General features: G+C 66.8%; 14 protein-coding genes and 1 pseudogene. 7 read left to right on the top strand and 8 right to left on the bottom strand.

The window, feature by feature from the left end; all coding sequences use genetic code 11:
• The first annotated feature begins 61 nt into the window (after positions 1-61).
• A pseudogene (locus tag ON20_RS30250) lies at positions 62-802 on the top strand (ATP-binding protein).
• Between the two features lie 2,215 nt (positions 803-3,017).
• Here the strand turns inward: ON20_RS30250 and ON20_RS30245 are convergent.
• A complete protein-coding gene (locus ON20_RS30245; RefSeq protein WP_051163653.1) occupies positions 3,018-5,030 on the bottom strand; it encodes a polyprenyl synthetase family protein in 2,013 nt (670 codons plus the stop codon).
• Positions 5,031-5,195: 165 nt separating this feature from the next.
• Here ON20_RS30245 and ON20_RS35280 point away from each other — a divergent pair, with 165 nt between their 5' ends.
• Entirely contained in the window at positions 5,196-5,546 is a 351-nt protein-coding gene (locus ON20_RS35280) for a Tn3 family transposase (RefSeq protein ID WP_083865495.1), read from the top strand.
• Between the two features lie 400 nt (positions 5,547-5,946).
• Here the strand turns inward: ON20_RS35280 and ON20_RS40100 are convergent, their stop codons facing one another.
• The 7 genes from ON20_RS40100 to ON20_RS30215 form a co-directional block, all read right to left on the bottom strand.
• Positions 5,947-6,078 carry a hypothetical protein gene (locus ON20_RS40100; RefSeq protein ID WP_281032936.1) on the bottom strand — a complete coding sequence of 44 codons (132 nt, stop codon included), beginning with the start codon at positions 6,076-6,078 and terminating at the stop codon, positions 5,947-5,949.
• 327 nt (positions 6,079-6,405) lie between these two features.
• A complete protein-coding gene (locus ON20_RS30235; RefSeq protein WP_083865493.1) occupies positions 6,406-7,983 on the bottom strand; it encodes an alcohol dehydrogenase catalytic domain-containing protein in 1,578 nt (525 codons plus the stop codon).
• Positions 7,984-8,010: 27 nt separating this feature from the next.
• Complete coding sequence (locus ON20_RS30230) at positions 8,011-8,889, bottom strand: alpha/beta hydrolase (RefSeq protein WP_040841418.1); 879 nt, start codon at positions 8,887-8,889, stop codon at positions 8,011-8,013.
• Positions 8,890-9,090: 201 nt separating this feature from the next.
• A complete protein-coding gene (locus ON20_RS30225) occupies positions 9,091-11,022 on the bottom strand; it encodes a flavin-containing monooxygenase (RefSeq protein WP_040841417.1) in 1,932 nt (643 codons plus the stop codon).
• Positions 11,023-11,062: 40 nt separating this feature from the next.
• The gene (locus ON20_RS30220; protein WP_245547571.1) at positions 11,063-12,112 is read right to left on the bottom strand and encodes an LLM class F420-dependent oxidoreductase; all 1,050 of its coding nucleotides are present in this window, start codon (positions 12,110-12,112) and stop codon (positions 11,063-11,065) included.
• Between the two features lie 118 nt (positions 12,113-12,230).
• Positions 12,231-12,365 (bottom strand): hypothetical protein, encoded by a 135-nt coding sequence (locus ON20_RS40095; protein WP_281032935.1) that lies wholly within the window; start codon positions 12,363-12,365, stop codon positions 12,231-12,233.
• 329 nt (positions 12,366-12,694) lie between these two features.
• Positions 12,695-13,828, bottom strand: a complete 1,134-nt coding sequence (locus tag ON20_RS30215; protein ID WP_040841415.1) for a TetR/AcrR family transcriptional regulator — start codon at positions 13,826-13,828, stop codon at positions 12,695-12,697.
• 278 nt (positions 13,829-14,106) lie between these two features.
• Between ON20_RS30215 and ON20_RS30210 the strand changes: the two genes are divergently transcribed.
• From ON20_RS30210 to ON20_RS30190, 5 genes are all read left to right on the top strand, one after another.
• Positions 14,107-14,289 (top strand): hypothetical protein, encoded by a 183-nt coding sequence (locus ON20_RS30210; protein ID WP_040841414.1) that lies wholly within the window; start codon positions 14,107-14,109, stop codon positions 14,287-14,289.
• A 37-nt stretch (positions 14,290-14,326) separates the two neighbouring features.
• Complete coding sequence (locus ON20_RS30205) at positions 14,327-15,454, top strand: phosphotransferase family protein (RefSeq protein ID WP_040841413.1); 1,128 nt, start codon at positions 14,327-14,329, stop codon at positions 15,452-15,454.
• A complete protein-coding gene (locus ON20_RS30200; protein ID WP_040841411.1) occupies positions 15,454-15,780 on the top strand; it encodes a hypothetical protein in 327 nt (108 codons plus the stop codon). Before ON20_RS30205 ends, ON20_RS30200 begins: the two co-directional genes overlap by 1 nt.
• Positions 15,781-16,190: 410 nt before the next feature.
• On the top strand, positions 16,191-17,237 hold the full coding sequence (locus tag ON20_RS37075) for a DUF7064 domain-containing protein (RefSeq protein WP_040841410.1): 1,047 nt from the start codon (positions 16,191-16,193) through the stop codon (positions 17,235-17,237).
• A 41-nt stretch (positions 17,238-17,278) separates the two neighbouring features.
• Positions 17,279-18,325, top strand: a complete 1,047-nt coding sequence (locus ON20_RS30190; RefSeq protein ID WP_040841408.1) for an aminoglycoside phosphotransferase family protein — start codon at positions 17,279-17,281, stop codon at positions 18,323-18,325.
• Positions 18,326-18,368: the final 43 nt, after the last annotated feature.

Genomic DNA, 18,368 nt, shown 5'->3' with positions numbered 1-18,368 from the left:
TCATCCCGCCACGTCCCCAGCGGCCAAACCGATCGAGATCTCCCCGGAGCCGAAGTCGCTGATGAGACGTCTCGAGCTCGGCCAGCTGCTCGACACTCTGCCCGAACGACTCGCGCCGGCCAGGTCGAACCGGCTGCCGCATCACGATTTCCTGGAGATGCTGTTCGCCGACGAAGTCGCCCGCCGCGACCGGGCCTCCGAGCAACGCCGCGCCAAGGTCGCTCACCTGGACCCGCAGATGTAGCTGCAAGCCTGGGACGACTCGACCGCGGTCAGCTTCGACCGCGAGCTCTGGTCCGAGCTGACCTCTTTGCGGTTCCTCGCCGACGCCTACAACGTGTTGATCACGGGCCCGGCCGGTGTCGGGAAGACGTTTCCGGCCAACGCATTGGGACATATCGCGGTCCGCCGCAACCGCAGCGTCCACACCGAACGCGCCGACAAGCTGTTCAAACGTCTCCACGGCGCCCGCCTCGACGGCAGCTACGACGACGAGATGCGCAAACTGCACCGCGTCGACCTGCTGATCGTCGATGACCTGGCCCTGCACCGGTTCGAGGCACCCGAGACCAACGACTTCTACGAACTGATCGTCGAACGTCACCGCAAAGCCTCCACCGTGATCACCAGCAACCGGGAACCACCGGAAATCCTCACCATGATGGCCGACCCGCTGCCGGCGCAGTCCGCGATGGACCGGCTCCGATCAGCGGCCTACGAGCTCGTCGTCGAGGGCGAGTCCTACCGACAACGGCAGAAACCGCGCCGCGGCAAACCGGCCCAGCCCGGCGAATCGAGCTGACCGGCAGCACGTCATCCTCACCCGTCGGGTGTCTTCGTTACGCTCTGGTCGTGGCCGTAGGTGAGTTCACCGGTAGGGCGCCGGGAGTGCCGTTGCCGCACAGGAACCTCCGCGTCGTTGTCTTCCATCCGATGCCCGGCGGACCAGCGTCAGCGCCATGCGTTCCCAGTATCGCGTTTATCAGTTCAATTGGAGGAGTGGTTCGGCGAATCCGGCCCGGCGGGGTGACCGAGCCAGCGTCGACGACGGTGTGTTCTCGGCCATCCGTGCACACCTTCGGCGGATTGACCGGCAAGGGGTTCGAGATGGTCCCGCCGCTGGAGCGCGAGCGAGGTGCCTACTGGTCGTTCTGATCTGGACCGGTTCGTACTGCTATCGGGCGAGGGACATCTCCGCTATGTTGACGCAGACGAGTCAACTCGTGAGCGCTGTGGCTTCCATGGCCAGGTAGGCCCAGCCGACCCCTCCGATATGCCAGTCGGACGTGTGCAGGACCCGCACACGCGACAGGATATTTCCGCACCACCGACAACCTCGCGAACCGGTGTCACGGTGCCCAGGGGCACTTTCAGGGTCGAAACACATGTGTAGACGAGAGGATCCATAACCGTTCACGCCTGGCCCGGGAAGCTGACGTCGACACGATGTACCGCTCAGGACGAACAGGTCGCGGCGTTCTTCAATCGCTTCTCAGGCCAGTCGGTGGTGGTGATGCCGAAGCTCGATGGAGCCGGCGGGATCCGGAGCCCTGGCTGCGAAGAGTAGCGGCTTCGTCAACCGCTACCACGCTTCCTTGACGCGCGGTGGCGCTGCAGCTGCCCGGCCGTGGCCATCGGCGGCCGACGCGGAAATTCCCTATCCCGCGGAATGCGCGTGCCGGACTGCGGCGTACATACCGGCTTCCCATCCAGCCTTCGCAGTATCCGGATCTCGCAATCGGCATCGAGGCTGCCTTCGGTCAGCACTTCCACCTCGGTTTCAATCGGGATGACCGGACCTCCGCATTGCGGAGGTCTTCTCCGTCGACCGTTCTATACCGGTCAGAACTGTTGTCCGGCAATCCTATTGGATCCATGCCCTGGCTGATAATGATCAGGACGGGAGGGTTGGTGTCGTGCAACAGGTAGGTGGGGCCCGGTCGGCGAGTTCCACGTCCGGGACCGGTCCCCGATGCCGTGGGTAGGGTCTGTCGGATGAGCGGACTCTCAGATCGATCACGTCCGGCCGGGGCGGCGAACAGGTGGACTCCGGCCCGGATCGTCGGGTGGGTGATAGGCGGAGTGCTCACCCTGATTACCGGCACCATTATCGTGGGCCTTGTTGTCGGGCTGCTATTCGGCGATGAAGACAGTTCGGTGTCGTCCTATGCTGTCGGCTTCGTAGCGTCGGCAATCTACCTTGGTTGGCTTGTGACACGGGCGATTCGGCGTACGGAATAGACGCCGGCGGTGTCATCCAGCAATCAGGGTCGGCTCCTCGGAGGTGTTTGTTCGCCGTATCTTGGGTGGCGGCCCGAAAGATGCCGAGGAAGACCGCGATCATGGTGTTCTCTCGCCGGTCAGACCTGTTGGCGCTCAACCCTCAATCCAGCTCTCTCGGGATCGGGTGTGCGGCGCGGAAGCCGGGTCGCACCCAACGCCTCGGCGATGAGACGGCGAGCCGACGACTCCGACGGCCCCACGCCGATATGCGAAACTACATCCACGAGGCCGTATGCCGACCGGGCCGGTACTCAGTTGTGGATACGGCAGCGCCACCGCCATCGCCATCAACCTCGACCTACTCTACGACGTGAAGCCGACCCGACAACAGGCCGACAAACTCGGCGTCTGGAAGGGCGGCGCTGCAGCTACTTCGGCTGGGAACCGCAGTAACTGTGAGGCCGACACCCGCCGCACGAGATACCCACATCCCGGTGCTCGACGGGCTCGCCGCGAGTATTGCGGTAGACGGCGACGTCGGTCGGGGCCGACGTGGCGCCAGACTGTGGTGTCACCGAGTTCGCCGCCGGAGGTCATGGTCACAGTAACCGGGGTAGTCGTAGTTTTCGCCGAAAATCGGGTGGATATGGTGTAACCACCTGCGCACCCGTTCGTCCTTGGGGCCACGATGCCGATCGGCGTGCTCGGACAGCCGGCGAAGCATTGACCGGTGTCCCGCATGAGCACCACCTGGTGACTCGCGCGGGACAACCCGCTTCGCCGGCAACGCAGAACTACGACGCGGTGTGAGCCGGCTCGGCGGCCGGGTAGTAGACCTCACAGCGCAGTCGTTCCAAGTCCGGCTCCGGCCCTCCGGAAGCGGAGGTTTGCGTGTGCCGATCGCTCTGCGGCACCGACAGCGCCATATTCGTCATGGTTTCGAAGAGCGCCGCGTACTTCTTCCCCTGCCCGGACAGGCCGGGAAGGATGCGCAGCAGCGCGGGAATGTAGCGGATCACCGCGTCGAGCTGGGCGCGGTGATCCGCGAGCCGGCGCTGCACCTGCTCGATGGCTTCGCTACGGCTGCATCCGTTCTCGTGGCGGATCGCCCGGACCAGGTTGTAGGGGACCTGGTCGGCCTCGTCCTGATCGAATCCCACCAGGTCGTTCTCCACGAACGCCACAAAGAAGGCGAGTTCCTCGAAACGGCGGATCACGGGGTGGCTGCGCAGCTTCGGCGGCAATTCGAGGTCCTGGTACGCCTCCAGGACGGCGAGGAAGACATCGAACCCGCTGGTCGCTCTCCGCAGCGGCAGATAGTCGGCCACCGAGGGGATGTAGCCGGTGATGCGATGGTTCGCTTCGCGTTCGCAGGCTTCGAACCATTCCTCGAGGCCGTCGAGGAACTGCTGCTGCCAGCAGGCGCTGCGACCCTCGCGCAGGCGTGGCCACACACTCGCCCACGCTGTCGGGAGCGCGCCGTGCCGCCACGGTTTGTCCGGGTCCTGGCGCAGTGTTGCCACCAGGCCACGCCTCAGCGCGGTGATGGCTTGCGGGTCCCGCAGCTGCGGGTCCTCGAACAGGTCGTCCCATACAATGCAGAGCATGCCCATACTGAAGACGGCTTGTTTCTGGACGGTATCCGCGGGGCCCAAGGCTGGGGTCAAGGCTGCCATTAGCTGAAACGCCCCTGCCCACCGGCGGTGGTCCAACTCGGCCGCGGAGGCGGCAAGGCCGGTGTCCACCAACCAACTCCTCACCCATGACGTGACCTGCGACGAGAAGTTATGATCGTCGACCTGTGCTGACATCGATGACCCGGTCGGGCGAGCAGTTCGCCGGTCGAGTATGGACCGGGTGTAGGCGGTCATCGCGTGGCCTGCGCGCGGGTCGACGGCCACGGCGGCGAGTTGGCCGGCGGCCCGGTCCATGAATTCCTCGGCCACCCTGTGCGCCTCGCCCACGGCGCCGGAGGCAAGGACCAGCTCCCGGACGCGGGCGGCCTCCTCGACCGTCATCCCTCTGCGCAACAGGCGGGCAAGATCACGGTCGCGGGCGGCCGTGCGGATCACAGGCAGGGTATAGACGCCCTCGACCAGATCGGCGTTGACCGGTTTGCCCATTTCCTCGGCGGTCGAGGTCAGATCGTAGATGTCGTCATAGAGCTGGTAGGCCAGCCCGAAGTCCCGGCCGAACCGCGCCAGCGCCTCCTCGTGGTCCTCGGGTTGCCCGGCCTGCATGGCGCCGACCCGGCAGGCCAGCGACAGGATCGCTGCGGTCTTGCCGTCGATCGCGGCCAGGTAGGCCTGCTCGGTGCGCGACGCCTCGTAGAGGTCGGCGGCCTCGATCACCATGCCCGCACACATCTGCTTGCTCGCGACCGTCGCCGCCAGTGCTTCACGTCGGCCGAGTTCGATCAGCAGGTGCATACCCTCCACTGTCACCGAGTCCCCGCCCAGCACGGCCATATGCGACCCCCACACCGCGTTCGCGCTGGGGCGACCCCGACGCTCATAGGCGTGATCGATGACGTCGTCGTGATACAGCGACCCCAGATGCAGCAACTCCACCGCGGCAGCGGCGCGCACCGCCCGCTCGTCGGCCGGTGTCGCGGGATCGGTGAGCAGGTAATATGACAGCAACGTCAACGTCGGACGTACGAGGCGCCGCGACGTGTCCGGGCCTTGGTCGGTGAGTGCCGCCAGCTCCGGCCGGCCCGGAAACTGCACGGGCCCGAGAACATCACGGACACGGTCCAGGTCCGCCTCCAGATGGGGGAAGACAGCGGAATCGATTTCACCGGGCACGCGCACGCTCCTGACTGGGTACATCACTGGTCCACAACACCGTCGAACAAGATCATTCCACCACCCTCACACGAAAAAAGTTGGCGGAACCGGTGTTTGACTTCTCCGCACCCGATGGATGGATCCACGTGAGTGTCGGTAGGCACCCGGTGGACGTGTCTGCCGATGCCCGGGTGTCCGACCTTCCACCGCCGGCCCACCACCTGGATCAGACGATCTCCTGCGTCTGGCCGGATCACTGAAGTCCAGGCATGCCACCGCCTCGCTGCTGGTCGGCAAGCTGTCCGCGTCCGGGCGGCAGCGCTCAAAGAGTACGGGGCGATGCGCCGCACGATCTACGCCGCGAAGTGTCTGTCCGACCCGGACCATCGGCGCAAGATCTCCCGTCAGCTCAATATGGGCGAATCCCTGCACGCGCTACGCCGGGGCCTGCTGTATGCCCACGAGGGCATGATCCACGTCCGGCATTTGGAGGGCCAGACCGAACAAGCCTGGTGCCTCGCCCTCTCGCCATGACAGGCTCGGTCACGGCGCGGCACATGCTGTTCGATAATCTTGCGGCCCACATCCGAGACGGTTCACGGTGCGTGCGTGGGGGCTGCGGGCCGGTCATGGCCAGATGGGCCAGGCACCGACGGTGTGGTCATTGCCGATCCAGCGTCGCCACGATCTCGACGCCACCATCGTCACCTTGGCGTCCTGCACGAGCACCTCGCCTCATCCGGGCCCCGCGGTGGACACCTTGGTGCACGTCCTGGCCGGGACGGGCACAGTGGCCACGGAGCCGGGTGGCCTCGACCCGGATCCCGGCGCCTTGGTCTGGTTGCCGCGGTGCGCCCCGCGGTCCTACAGCGCAGGCCCACGGGCTGTGGTGATCGGCGGCGAGCCGGCCCGGTGGGCGGTTACTTCGCGACCGTCAGCAGTACCGCGCTGTCTTCGACGGCTTCGAGGCCGTGCCGGGCCTGCGGCCCTCCCATACTGCCTGCGAACCGTGCAACCGTACCCGACCGCGCAGCACGAACACCTGCACCACGCGCTCGAATGACACCCGGTCCCCTCATCGGCCTGGTCGGCCGTGACAACCATTGGCCGGCCGAACCGACGCAGGAGCAGCAACGCAGAGGACGCCACATCGAACGGTCGGTGACCCTCGACGGGCTACGGGGTCGAGCCGCCCCGGGTTGCCGTAGAGACCCGGGATCGAGGACGTGTTCACCACTTTGCGCGCCGGTATCACCGGCTCCTCGGCGCTGTGGCCGGCACGGCAGGCGGTGTGGTACGGCACTGTCTGTTCGTGGTCACCCAGGAGGTGGGGTTCGGCGATCCGCCGGACCCGGAAACTCCCCTTACCGGCACAGTCACGCTGGTCAGCACCTCAGGGCACCAGTACCGCGCGACCGCGGACCTCACCTGCCGCGAGGCGATGGAAGGCCTCCAATGCATCGGCGAGGGGAAAAGTCTCCACCTCGATGGCGATGCGGCCTTCGTGAGCCAGGCGGACACACGCCTCCAGATCGGCACGGGTACCCCCGTAGGAGCTGCGCAGCCATGCGCCCCACGGCCAGCCGCGACCCGTCCTGGCCTCGGCGCGCACCGGGATGACGCCGCCACCGAGCCCCGGCACCTGACAGATCCCGCCGGGAGCGACCGAGTCCACCGCGGTGGCCGTGGTCGCGGTATTGCCGACGAAGTCGAAAACCACGTCGGCACCGAGGCCACCGGTGAGTTCCAGCACCTGTGCGGCGGCGTCGGGGCCTGCCGCAACGGTGTGGTGGGCACCCAGGTCGACAGCAGCCTTCAACCGCTGTTCGTCGACGTCCAAGGCCACGATCTGTACCCCCTCCAGGGTGGCGAGTATCTGCACCCCCACGTGGCCCAGGCCACCGATGCCGATGACCAGCGCCATGGCGCCGGGCCGCATCAGGGATCGGGAATGCCGGATGGCATGGTAGGGCGTCATCGCGGCGTCCGCGAGAGGGGCCGAGGCCACCGGGTCCAGGTCGCCGAGCGGCACCAGATATCGGGCGGGCACCCGCATCAACTCGGCCATCCCACCGTCGGGACCGAGCCCGGGCGCGGGCGGTTGCGCGCGCCGCCCAGTGGCCACGCACAGGTTGTCATCCCCGCGCCGGCATGCGACGCATTCACCACATGACCAGCACAGGTGCACGATCGCCGAGTCCCCGAGTGACCACTCCGTGACCTGCTCACCCAGTTGCACCACCCGTCCGGTCACTTCGTGGCCGAGCACCACGGGACGGCGAAACATCGGACGCTCGGACTCGAGCACATGCAGGTCGGAATGACAGATTCCCGCCGCGGCGACCTGCAACAGTACGTCGCCGGCGATCTCGGAGATCAGCTGAACCCCAGAAGAACCGGTGCCGATCACGGCCACCTTCTTACCCGCCACGTCGATTCCCTCCTGCGGCCACAGCCCGGTGTGCGCCGAGACACCGCGGAAGTCATCGATACCCGGGATCGGCGGGAACTGGGGTGCCGACAGCATGCCGATACCGGTGATCACGAAGCGGGTATGGATGACATCGCCCCGATCGGTGGTCACCTGCCAGGTATGGGTATCCTCATCGAAATCCATGGCCGTGACCCTGGTTTCGAAAGTGATGTGCTTGCGCAGGTCGAATCGGTCCCCCACATGGTTGAGGTAGCGCTCGATCTCGGGCTGGCCGGCGAAGTGCTCCGACCAGGACCACTCCTCGCGGAGCTCCTTGGAGAAGAAATAGGCGTAGGTGTAGGACTCGGAATCGAACCGAGCGCCGGGGTACCGGTTCCAGTACCAGGTGCCACCGACCCCGTCGGCGGCCTCGACGGCGGCGAAGGAGAGGTCGGTTTGCGCCAGCCGGTAGAGCTGGTAGATACCGGAGATACCGGCGCCGATGACGAGGACATCGAGGGTGCCTTCGGGCGCGGGAGTGGGCTGGGTGGTGTTCATGACAGTGGTCCGTTCTGGGGATGGTGCTCAGCCGAGCGAGCGGATGAAGGCGCCGGCTCGCTGGAGTGACGGGAGGGCTTCGGGGAGGCGGCCGAGCAGGATCTGGTGCACGTGGGGCATGCCCTCCTCGACCTGCACCTCGACCCGGCCTCCGCTCGCGCGGATCTTCTCGGCGAGACGCTGGGTGTCGTCCAAGAGGATTTCTTCGGTACCCACCTGCAGTAGCACCGGCGGCAGTGCGGCAAGGTCGCCGTAGAGGGGGGAGGCCAGTGGCTCGGAGCGGTCCCCGTCGCCGAGGTACGCGGTGGCGTTCGCCTCGAGCTGTTCCCTGGTGACCAGGGGGTCACGCTCGGCGCGGTCGGCGATGGTGGCACCGCTCTGGGTCAGGTCGACCCACGGCGAGAACGCGACCGCGCCGAGCAGGCTCCCGATTCCGGCCGCACGGGCTGCCAACAAGGTGCCGAACACGATACTGCCGCCGGCGGAGTCACCGGCCGGCACGACCTTGTCGGAGCCGCGCTCCTCGGCCAGCGCCCGGAGCGCCGCGGTAGCGTCGTCGAGCGCGGCGGGGAAGGGATGCTCCGGTGCGCGGAGGTAGTCGAGCACGAACACCTCGGCGCCGGAAGCGATGGCCAGCACCCCGGCAAGCGGGGCATGGCTGCGGCTGGAGCCGAACTGGAACCCGCCTCCGTGTAGGTAGAGCACGACGCGGCCATCGGCACCGGGGGGACGGAGCCACGCCCCGGGCACGCTACCCAGAACACCCTCTTCGCGGGTCACCCCTTCGGGAAGGCCCGCCTTCTCCATGCTCCCGTCGTAGCCGGTGCGCACCTGTTCAAGGGTCGCATCCGGGCCGGCAAAAGAATAAGCGTCAATAACCGCGTCGATGACGCGCTGCTCGGGCACAGCATCCTCCTCAGGATGAGTTCACGACCGGAGAGCTCGCCGGAGAGCACATATCTGCACTCCATGATGCTTTTTCCGGCATTGGATCAAGAGTTGCGTCGAGGTCAGGCGGACAGCTCCACGGCGACCCACTGTGACGACCGGCACATACCCTACCCCATAAACGCCGGAGTCAACAGAATTTCAATTAACGAATCCCGCTCAATTCGAGCCGGAGGTCGGTGCCGGCGACACCACATAGTCGTTGAGATCCGGGCGCTGGGTCATGTTCCAGTACTGCAGCACCGTCCACGGCGAATTGGTGACCACCCGCCCGGTGGAATTGCGGTAGTAGCTCTCCACCCCATCCAGGGCGAACACCTTGGTGCGGTTGGCCGCGTCCAAGCGTTCGTTGTAGTCCGCGTACACGTCTTGGCGCACCTCGACCGCACCGATACCGTCGCGTGCCATGGTCACCAGCAGGTCGGTCACGTAACGCACCTGGGCCTCGGCGAGGTTGATGTAGCTGCCGCCGGGCGGGTTGGTATTCGGCCCGAACAGGTAGAAGAGGTTCGGATAGCCCGGGCCGGCCAGGCCGAGGTAAGCGCGGGCGTTGTCATCGCGCCACTCCTCGCGCAACTCCCGGCCGTCGAGGCCGGTCACCTCGAGCGGGTAGAGATACCTCTGCTGCTGGAATCCGGTGCAGAGCACCAGCACGTCGAGTTTCACCTCGTCCCCGTCTGTGGTGACCACGCCGGTAGGGGTGAGCCGGGAGATCCCGCTGCGGACCAGGTCCACATCGTCACGCTTCAGCACGTCGAACCACCCGTTGTCGATCAGGATGCGCCGGCCGAACGGCGGGAACGTCGGGGTGCACGCCTCCACCAGGTCGGGCCGGTCGCGCAACCGGGAGTTCAGGTAGTCGGTGTAGAAGCGTCGCAGCGCCTCGCTGTACCGATTGACCGAGTTCCTGCTGATATCCCACTCCGGATCCACCTCGAGCGCAGGGAACATGCCTTCGGTGTACATCCAGTAGAGGCGGAACCGGTTCCACTCCCGGTAGAACGGGACATTCTCCAGCAACCAGTGGTCGGCTGCGGAAATATGCTGGAAATAGAGGTCATTGGGGGCCACCCAGTGCGCGGAGCGCTGGAAGACGGTCAGATGCGCGGTACGGTCGACCACTGCGGGCACCACCTGCATGGCACTGGCTCCCGCACCGATCACCCCGACTCGCTTACCGGTCAAGTCCAGCCCTTCCGGCCACTGGGCAGAGTGCGCGACCTCGCCGGCGAAGTCCCCCAGACCGGGGAAGTCCGGGATCTTCGGCCGGTTGTGCAAGCCGACGGCGGTGATCAGAGCGGAAGCCTGCAGTGTCTCTGTTCCCTGCGGTGTCGTCATCGACAGCACCCACACCTGACGCCCGGCGTCCCACCGGGCACTGTGCACCTCGACGCCGAACCGGATCGCGTCGCGAATTCCCAGTTCGTGGGAGGCGCGGACCAGATACTCGGAGATCTCGTCCCGCTGCGAGAAGTGCTCGCTCCACTGTTTATCAATGAAAGAGAAAGAGTAGAGGTTGCTGGGAACATCGACCCGGGCCCCCGGGTAGCGGTTCTCCCACCAGGTGCCGCCAACCTCGGAGTTCTTCTCCAGGACCGTGTACGGTATCCCGGCCGCCGCGAGGCTGCGGGCCGCCGCGAGGCCGGAAATCCCGGCACCGATCACGGCCACCGAGAAGTCCCGTCCGGCCAACTGTTCGTGCATCCGCTCGGGTTTGTATGGGCGCAACCCCAGTTGCTCGCTCAGCATCGGCGCGTAGTCTTCCGGCACCGGGGCGCCCAGGCACTGGCTCATCAGCGCGGCCATCAGGTGCGAACCAGGGACGGGCAGCTCGGGTTCCAGTTCCCCTTTGTGCCACCGCGACACCGCGTCCACTGCGGCCGCGCGGATCTCGGCCTGACCCTCCGGGTCCAGCCCGCCCGTGGGGTCCTCGACGAACCCGACGGGCCTGCAGGGCCGGTAGCGTTCCTCCAGCCATCGGAGATCACCGGTGAGCTGGACCAGGGCGGGCAGCAAGAGCGGGATTCCGGCTTGCTCGATCATGGCGGCCAAGTCGACCTGATCGTGGCGGTCGTTTCGCTGGGCTTTCATCACACACCTCGACAGTTGTTGGTTCGGACGATGTCGCCGGTTAGCCGGCCAGGGCGTCGGAAGCCGCGCGCAACGTCCGGACGGCCTCGGCAACCCGATCGGGCGCCTCGTTCATCGGTTGGATGGTGAGCAGGCCGAGCCCGGCGCGCTGGAAGACACCCAGCCGCTCGGCCACGTCATCCGGAGTTCCGATCAGGGTCGTCGCGCGCACGAACTCGTCGGGGACAGCGGCGACGGCCTCCGGTACCCGGCCGGAGAGATAATGGCCCTGGATCCGGTCGGCCTCCGGGCCGTATCCGTAGCGGTGCGCCAGATCGTGATAGAAGTTCTGTTTCCGCGAACCCATCCCACCCACGTAGAGCGCCAGCTGAGCGCGGGCCTTCTCGAACTCGGCGGTGGTGTCGGCACCGATTGCTACCGGAACCCGGGCGACGATTTCCAGCGGGGACAGATCCGATGCCCGTTCGGTCGCGCCGGCGGCCAGGTCGGCGCCCCACACCTCCTCGGCACGGCCGGGGTGGAAGAAGATCGGCTCCCAGGCGTCGGCCTTCGCGGCCGCCAGCCGGACGGTTTTCGGGCCGGTGCCCGCCACCGTGATCGGGATATGTGTGCGGACCGGCTTCTGGATCAGCTTCAGGGCCGGATAGCCCTCGGTCCGAGGAATAACCCACCTGCGGCCCTCGTGCACCAGCTTCTCGCGACGCCATACCGCACGGCACACGTCAATTGCTTCCGAGATGCGGCTCAGCGGCGCGACGTAGTCGACGCCGTGGAAACCGTCCACCACCTGGGGGCCGGAGGCTCCGAGCCCGAGTCGGAACCGCCCTTCGGAGGCGAAGTCCAGCCCCGCCGCGGTCATCGCCAACAGGGTGGGCGTCCGGGTGTGCACCGGCAGGATTCCGGTGGCCAGTTCGACGGTGCGAGTCCAGGCGGCGAGGAAGCCGAGTTGGCTCACCGCGTCGAATGTGTACGCCTCCGAGACGGTCACCGACTCCAGCCCGACATCCTCCAGCGCCGCCAGCCGGTTCCCGACCTCGCCCAGCCGCTCGACCACACCGATCAGCAGCCCGATCCTGATACGCTGCACCATTGTTAACCTCATCGAAAATTAGAAGCGCGAATAACCGAATGGGACGCTATCAGCGATAAGTGTGCGAGTGAAGAGAAATCAGCAGGATAAATTTTCGAAAGCCGTATTCACATAACCGTCATCGGAGTTCCGGCAGCGGGCCGAAGAAGGTCAGCGCGGCGAAAGAGACCTCGCCCCGGGTCTCGTGGCACAGCTGGACGGCCACGAGCATTCCACCGGCGGCATGCACCGGCGAAGCCGCGCGGACGAGCACCGGACACGGTCAGCTCGTCTCCCTCGGCGACTCCGTGCCAGTACACCGGCTCTTGGCGGTGGAGGAGGCACGCCGCGGACAGCGGCATCCGATCGACCCACCGCTGGCCGAGCCCGGCAGCGGCCGGCGCGAGATACTCGGGAAACCGAGATGGCCGTTCACATCCACCCACTCCGGCGGCACCGTCACCGCAGTACGGCGGGGCGCCCGGACAGCGACTCCGGCGCCGGTGCAGCACGATTCAAGCGGGCCGGCGAGAAGTTACCAGAGGAGAGCGCGAGGCAACGGAGACCTCGGCGCCCGGCTCATCGGACCCACCTACCCCCTGGTCAGACCCGGAGCAGCGAACTCATCAGGGCGACGAGGTCTTGATGCAGGGTCGCGCGGGCGCGGAGGCGGGGAGTCTGGGCGATGTCGGCGGCGAGCCCTAATGCGGAACGGACCCGGGCGCGCGCCTCGGCACTACCGAGCTCCGGACGCACCTCCCGAAGCACCGCGACCCACTGGTCGACATGCCCCCGGTAGCTCACCAGCAGATCCTCGCGCTCGCCCTCACCCAGCATCACAACCTCTTGATCGAAGATGCCGAATGTGCGTCCGTGCGGCCCCAGCGCCAGCTCGACGTACAACCCGAGCAGGGCTGCCAGCCGGGACTCCGGGGAGACGAGCCCGGCCAGGCGGTGCGTCACCGTGTAGTTCAGGCCTGCCATGGCGCGGCGGAGAATCACCGCCAGTAGGGCCCCTTTGCTGTCGAAGTTCTGATAGATCGTGGCGAGCGCGGCGTCGGATTCGGCAGCAATGTCCTCCATGCTGACCTCGACGAAGCCACGGTCGGCAAAGAGCTGGGTGGCCGCCTCGATGATCCGCTCCCGGCGGCCCCCGGCCCGGAAGATCGGTGGCACACCCTCGGCACTGCCGCCCTCTGCCAGCGGAACCCGGACGACCTCGGCCGCGAACCGACGCAGCAGCGCAGCGGGAGCATCGTGGCCACCGGAGCTCCCCGAGGAGCGCAGGCCCCGGGAGTGTGCGAACACCGAAAGCACCGCCCAGCTGAGCAGTTCCACGTCCGCGGCGGGTGCCTCCGGGCGAAGACCGGAGACCACAGAGGCGACCGCCGCCTCGAGTTGGCGAGCACGGGCCCGATAGGCGGACACGTCGGCTTGGGCGAGATTCCGGCGTTCCCACCGCCAGAGCATGGCTTCGTCACGTGTCAGCACCAGACGCGCCAGGTCCTCGGTCATCTTGTCGAACCGAGTCCGGGAAGTACCGTCGGCATTCGCGGCCGCCTCGACCACACTCGCCGTGACCGAGATCTGCCCGAGCACCACATGAGCCAGGATGTCCTGCTTGTTGCGGAAATGACGGTAGAGGGCCGGCCCCCTGATGCCCACCCGCTGGGCGATCTCCTCCATGCTGACCCGGTGGTACCCGCGCTCCTGGAAGAGCCGGCCGGCGGCCTCCACGAGCTGCAATCGACGAGTGGACTCCTTGCGTGGCACGGGCGGTGGCTGCTCTACCCGGCCGACCCGCTCGGCAGTTCCGCCCCTGCCCCCCGGGGGATCTATCACGCGTTCGCCTCGCCTTCGTCATGACCCGTCGAACAACCGGGCCCACCAGCTAGAATGGAAGTCTATATTCTAGCTGTACATCCACCGATGACCGGCATTATCCACGCCCTTCTCGCCAAAATTGTTATTCCTAGTTATGGTTGGCGGCGCATCAGAGTTGAGGAAGGCGCCCCATGAGGCACGACAAGAGCAACCTGCGGGACGTGGAGTTCACCCTGTTCGAACCGCTCGGCCCGGGTCCAGAGTACGGAACGGCGCCCTTCGAGGAGTTCGACCAGGTCACGGCCCGCAACATGCCGGCCGAGATCGAGCAGCCGGCCCGGGAGAACCTCGCGTCGTCGTTCGCCGACCTCTGACCACGCCGACGCCGTTTCCGACCCGGCAGGAGCCGCCATGACATCCGGCATGACCGACCGCACCACCGCCGCCACCGATCCCGATGGGCCCGCACCGGAGGCCACCGAGCAGGCGCACCACGCCGCACTGACCGCCGACGAGCACGGGGGCATCGATCTGCGCGTTCTCGATCAGCAGGTCCGAGCCGCTTTCGACCTGCCCGCAAGCACCCCTGTGCGGCGCGAACTGCTGGGCGGCGGGCTCTCGCAGACCACCATTCGCTATCGGTTCGAACCGGGCGGTCCGCATGCCTCGGTCATCGTGCGGATCCCGCCGGTACACGGGCCGCTGGCGCCATACAGTCCCGAAGGCGAGGCCGCGCTGTTGCGCTGGCTCACCGGACACGGAATCGCGGTGCCCCGCGTGCTGTCCAGCGGCCCGGCCGGCGGGCCGCTGGGACGGGCCTTTCTGATCTCCGAAGAAATAAGCGGCGACGTCGTGCGAGACGGTGCCCGCGGTTACACCGATCAGGACAAGACGTTGCTGGCTCACGCCTACACGGCGGCACTCGCCGGTTTCCACGGACTCGCTGGAGCGGAGAGATCCGCCGAGGTACTCGACTGGGCTCCGCGCAAGGATCCCGCCGGTGTGCTGGACCGCTGGACCCGGAGTCTGGCCGAGACCGGCTTGGTTCTGCCGGATTTCCACCGATTCCTCACCGATTGGCTGGGCGACAGGATGCCCGCGACCGGCACGACCACCGTGGTCCACGGCGACTTCCGACTCGGAAACGTGTTGTGGCGCAGGCCCGGCGAGATCTCGGCCATCCTCGACTGGGAGGAGGCCGGTGCGGGTGACCCGTACTTCGACCTCGGGTGGACATTGATGGGAACCGACGCGCCCGAGGACTCGATGATGGGCGTGCTGAGCCGACGCGAATTCCTGGCCCGCTACGAAGACCTGGCCGGTACCGAGGTCGACCGCGAGCGACTGCTGTGGTGGGAGATCGCCGCGGGCTGGTCGCGGCTGTGCATGGAGGCCAAGGCGATCGCCCTGATCGACGAGGGCCACTACCTGGATCTGCGCCCGCTGCTCTCCACCTACCTGAACCGTAGGCTCTCGATCGTGCTGTTGGAGAAGATCCAGCGCCACGAGGGCACCCGCACCGGATCGGAGCATCTGTGATGGACTACCTGACGCACACCCGCGCCCTGGAGGCAATCGTCCGCACCGTCGAACAAGACGTGATCGGACGGATCGACGATGCTTACGCGCGCAGCCAGCTGTGGACGGCCACCGGCATTCTGGCCAATATCGCCCGCGAGCTGGCCGCCGATGCGGCCGGCCCGGACTCCGCTTCCCCACCCCGCGGGCACGACTCGCACAGCACCGGTGCTCCGGGCTCCGACGACTTCGGAACCCGCGCGTCGACGCTGCTCGAAGGCGTCAGAGGCGATGTGGCCGCCCAGCGCTCACTGCACTACCGCAAGGCCACCACCGGCGCGAAGTAACCGACACCGATCAGCGAACGGCCCGGGCCGTTCCGCGTGCGTCGCCCCGCGCACAATCCGCCGGGCGCAGGCCCGAAAAGCTCCTTTGTGAACTATGAATATGCAAATTTCCGGACCAAATCGCCAATAACGGTGGACCTCCGTGAATCTGTATTCTAGTCTTGCTTCTGTGGGTGCGGTCACACAGTCCGCCTCGGCCACGCCCCTTCGCCGTCGGCACTCACACAGGCCGGATGATTTGGCCGCCCCCGATCGACCGGACGAGCCGCTCTGCACGGGCTCTCGCGCCGGACTCGACAGGGTCCTCCCCTGGCCTCTGGCCATACCGGTTCAGCCGCCGTCGAGCGCCCGTGCGCCGATCGGCCCGGCGTACGCCAGAGGCCGGCACTACCCGAAGGAGCTCACGTCATATGACACTCGAGCAGCAGAACTCGACCGGGTACGAGATCTACCCCGATGCAAGACCGCACACCGACGAGTTCCTCACGTTGGACTACTCCGCCGACATGTTCCACATGCATCAGGCCGAGGCACCGCAGGACAATCCGGACTGGACGGAGACCGTGTACCTCGGCTTCTGCATTCCCGAGGAACGGATCAGCGGACAGATCTACTCCTGGCTGCACCCGTTCCAACGGCAGGCTTCCGGTGGCGTGTTCATCTACCAGGGGTTCAACCCGATCTGGCTGCAGGCCGAGCACTACGACTACCGGATGGTCCTGCCGTATCCCGAAACGGACCTCGACGACATCGACTTCGGCAACGGGTTGACCCTGCAGGTGCGCGAGCCGCTGCAGCAGATCGACGTCCAGTACCGGAGCACGGATGGGTCGGTCACACTGGACCTCCGCTACGACGCGATCATGCCCGCGGCCGGGCGCCTCGACGGCAAACACCTCGCGCAGACCATGCGGACCACCGGAACCCTGCGGCTGCGTGACAAGACCTACGAGGTGAACAGCTTCTTCACGCGGGACCGCAGCTGGAATCAGGTGCGGTCCGAAAAGCCGCAGCCGATTCCACCGCTGACGTGGGGCGCCGCGACCTTCGGCGAGGACCTGAGCTTCCACTTCGTCGGCTTCGACGCATACCACCGGGCCCCCGAGTGGGCCGATGATTTCGATTCCGGATCCCTGCCCGACTCGCTCCGATGGGGATGGGTCTGGACCGAGGGCGAGCTGCGCGGCCTGAACCGCATGGAGAAGCGGACCATCCGCGGCGCCGACGGCATCGCACCGGATCGGGCCGAGGTCGAACTCACCGACACCCGGGGAACCGTGTACTCGCTCACCGGCCGGAGCATCGCGCACATCGTGCACCCGGCTTTCCCGAATCTGCTCGTCGAATGGGCGCTGATGGAGTACGACCTCGACGGCCGAACCGGTTACGGCGACTACCAAGACTGCATGTTCACCGATCACGTCCGGCGCCACGCGGTGCGACCCCCTCGGCTGTGACGTCTCCCCCTCCCCCTCATCTCCCGACCCGAGGAGCCCACATGTCCGTCACGGCACCCGTGCCCGCGACTATCGACGACATCACCCCGCACTGGCTGAGTTCGGTACTGCGACGTCCTGTCATCGGGATGGAGGTAACCGACGTCATCTGGGGAACCTCGACCAAGGTGCTGGTCCACGTCACCTACGGCGACAGCGCCGAGGGCGAGCACGAAGGTGAGTTCCTGTGCGTGAAGGCCGAATTCGGCGAAGACGCCGAGAGCGCGGTGGGCCAGACGACCACCCAGCGCGAAGCGCAGTTCTATCAGGACGTGATCCCCCGGCTCGACATGCCGACAGCCCGGATCCGGTACGCCTACGGCGAGACGGAGGGCCGCGGCGTGCTGGTGATGGAGGACCTCGCCAAGGCCGGCGTCAGCTTCGGCGATCCCGCGACACCGTGGACGCCCGAACGAGTGGCCGCGGGCCTCGACACCCTCGGACGGCTGCACGGCTCGACGTGGGGCAGCGACTTCTCCGACACACCGTTCCTCCGCCACGGTTCGCCGGACTTCAAACTGGCCCTCGAGATGTTGTTCTCCCCCACGAACTTCGAGGCCACAGCACTCGCGCCGGAGGCCCATCCACTGCCGCACGCGCTCCGGGACCGGGACGCGGTGCTCCGAGCGTACGGGAAGATGTTCGAGCGGGACGCGTCCGGGCCGCACTGCGTACTGCACGGCGACGCCCACCACGGCAATGCGTTCATATCGGCCCAGGATGAGGTCGTCTTCATCGACTGGCCGACCGCATGTCTGGGGGTGTGGGTCTACGACGTGTCCTACTTCGTGGCGGGCGCGCTCTCGGTCGCCGACCGGCGCGCGCATGAGCGCGACCTGCTCGGCGCCTACCGGGACGCGGTAGCTCGCGCAGGCGGACCGCGATTGGACGCGGACCAGAGCTGGGTCGACTACCAGGCGCACATGGTGCGAGGGATCATCTGGGCCACATTGCCTTCGGCGATCCAGCCCCCCGCGGCTGTCCGGGGAATGACCGAGCGCTATGCCGCCGCGATCACGGATCATCACAGCATCGACCTACTCGGCTGACCGAGGACCGCGGCACAGCCGCGCTGCGGTCGATCGATCGCAA

It is taken from the genome of Nocardia brevicatena NBRC 12119 (assembly GCF_000308495.1).
GTDB classification, from domain to species: domain Bacteria; phylum Actinomycetota; class Actinomycetes; order Mycobacteriales; family Mycobacteriaceae; genus Nocardia; species Nocardia brevicatena.
Note: the sequence above shows the minus strand (reverse complement) of the source record. Positions and strands in the feature narration are given on the sequence as shown.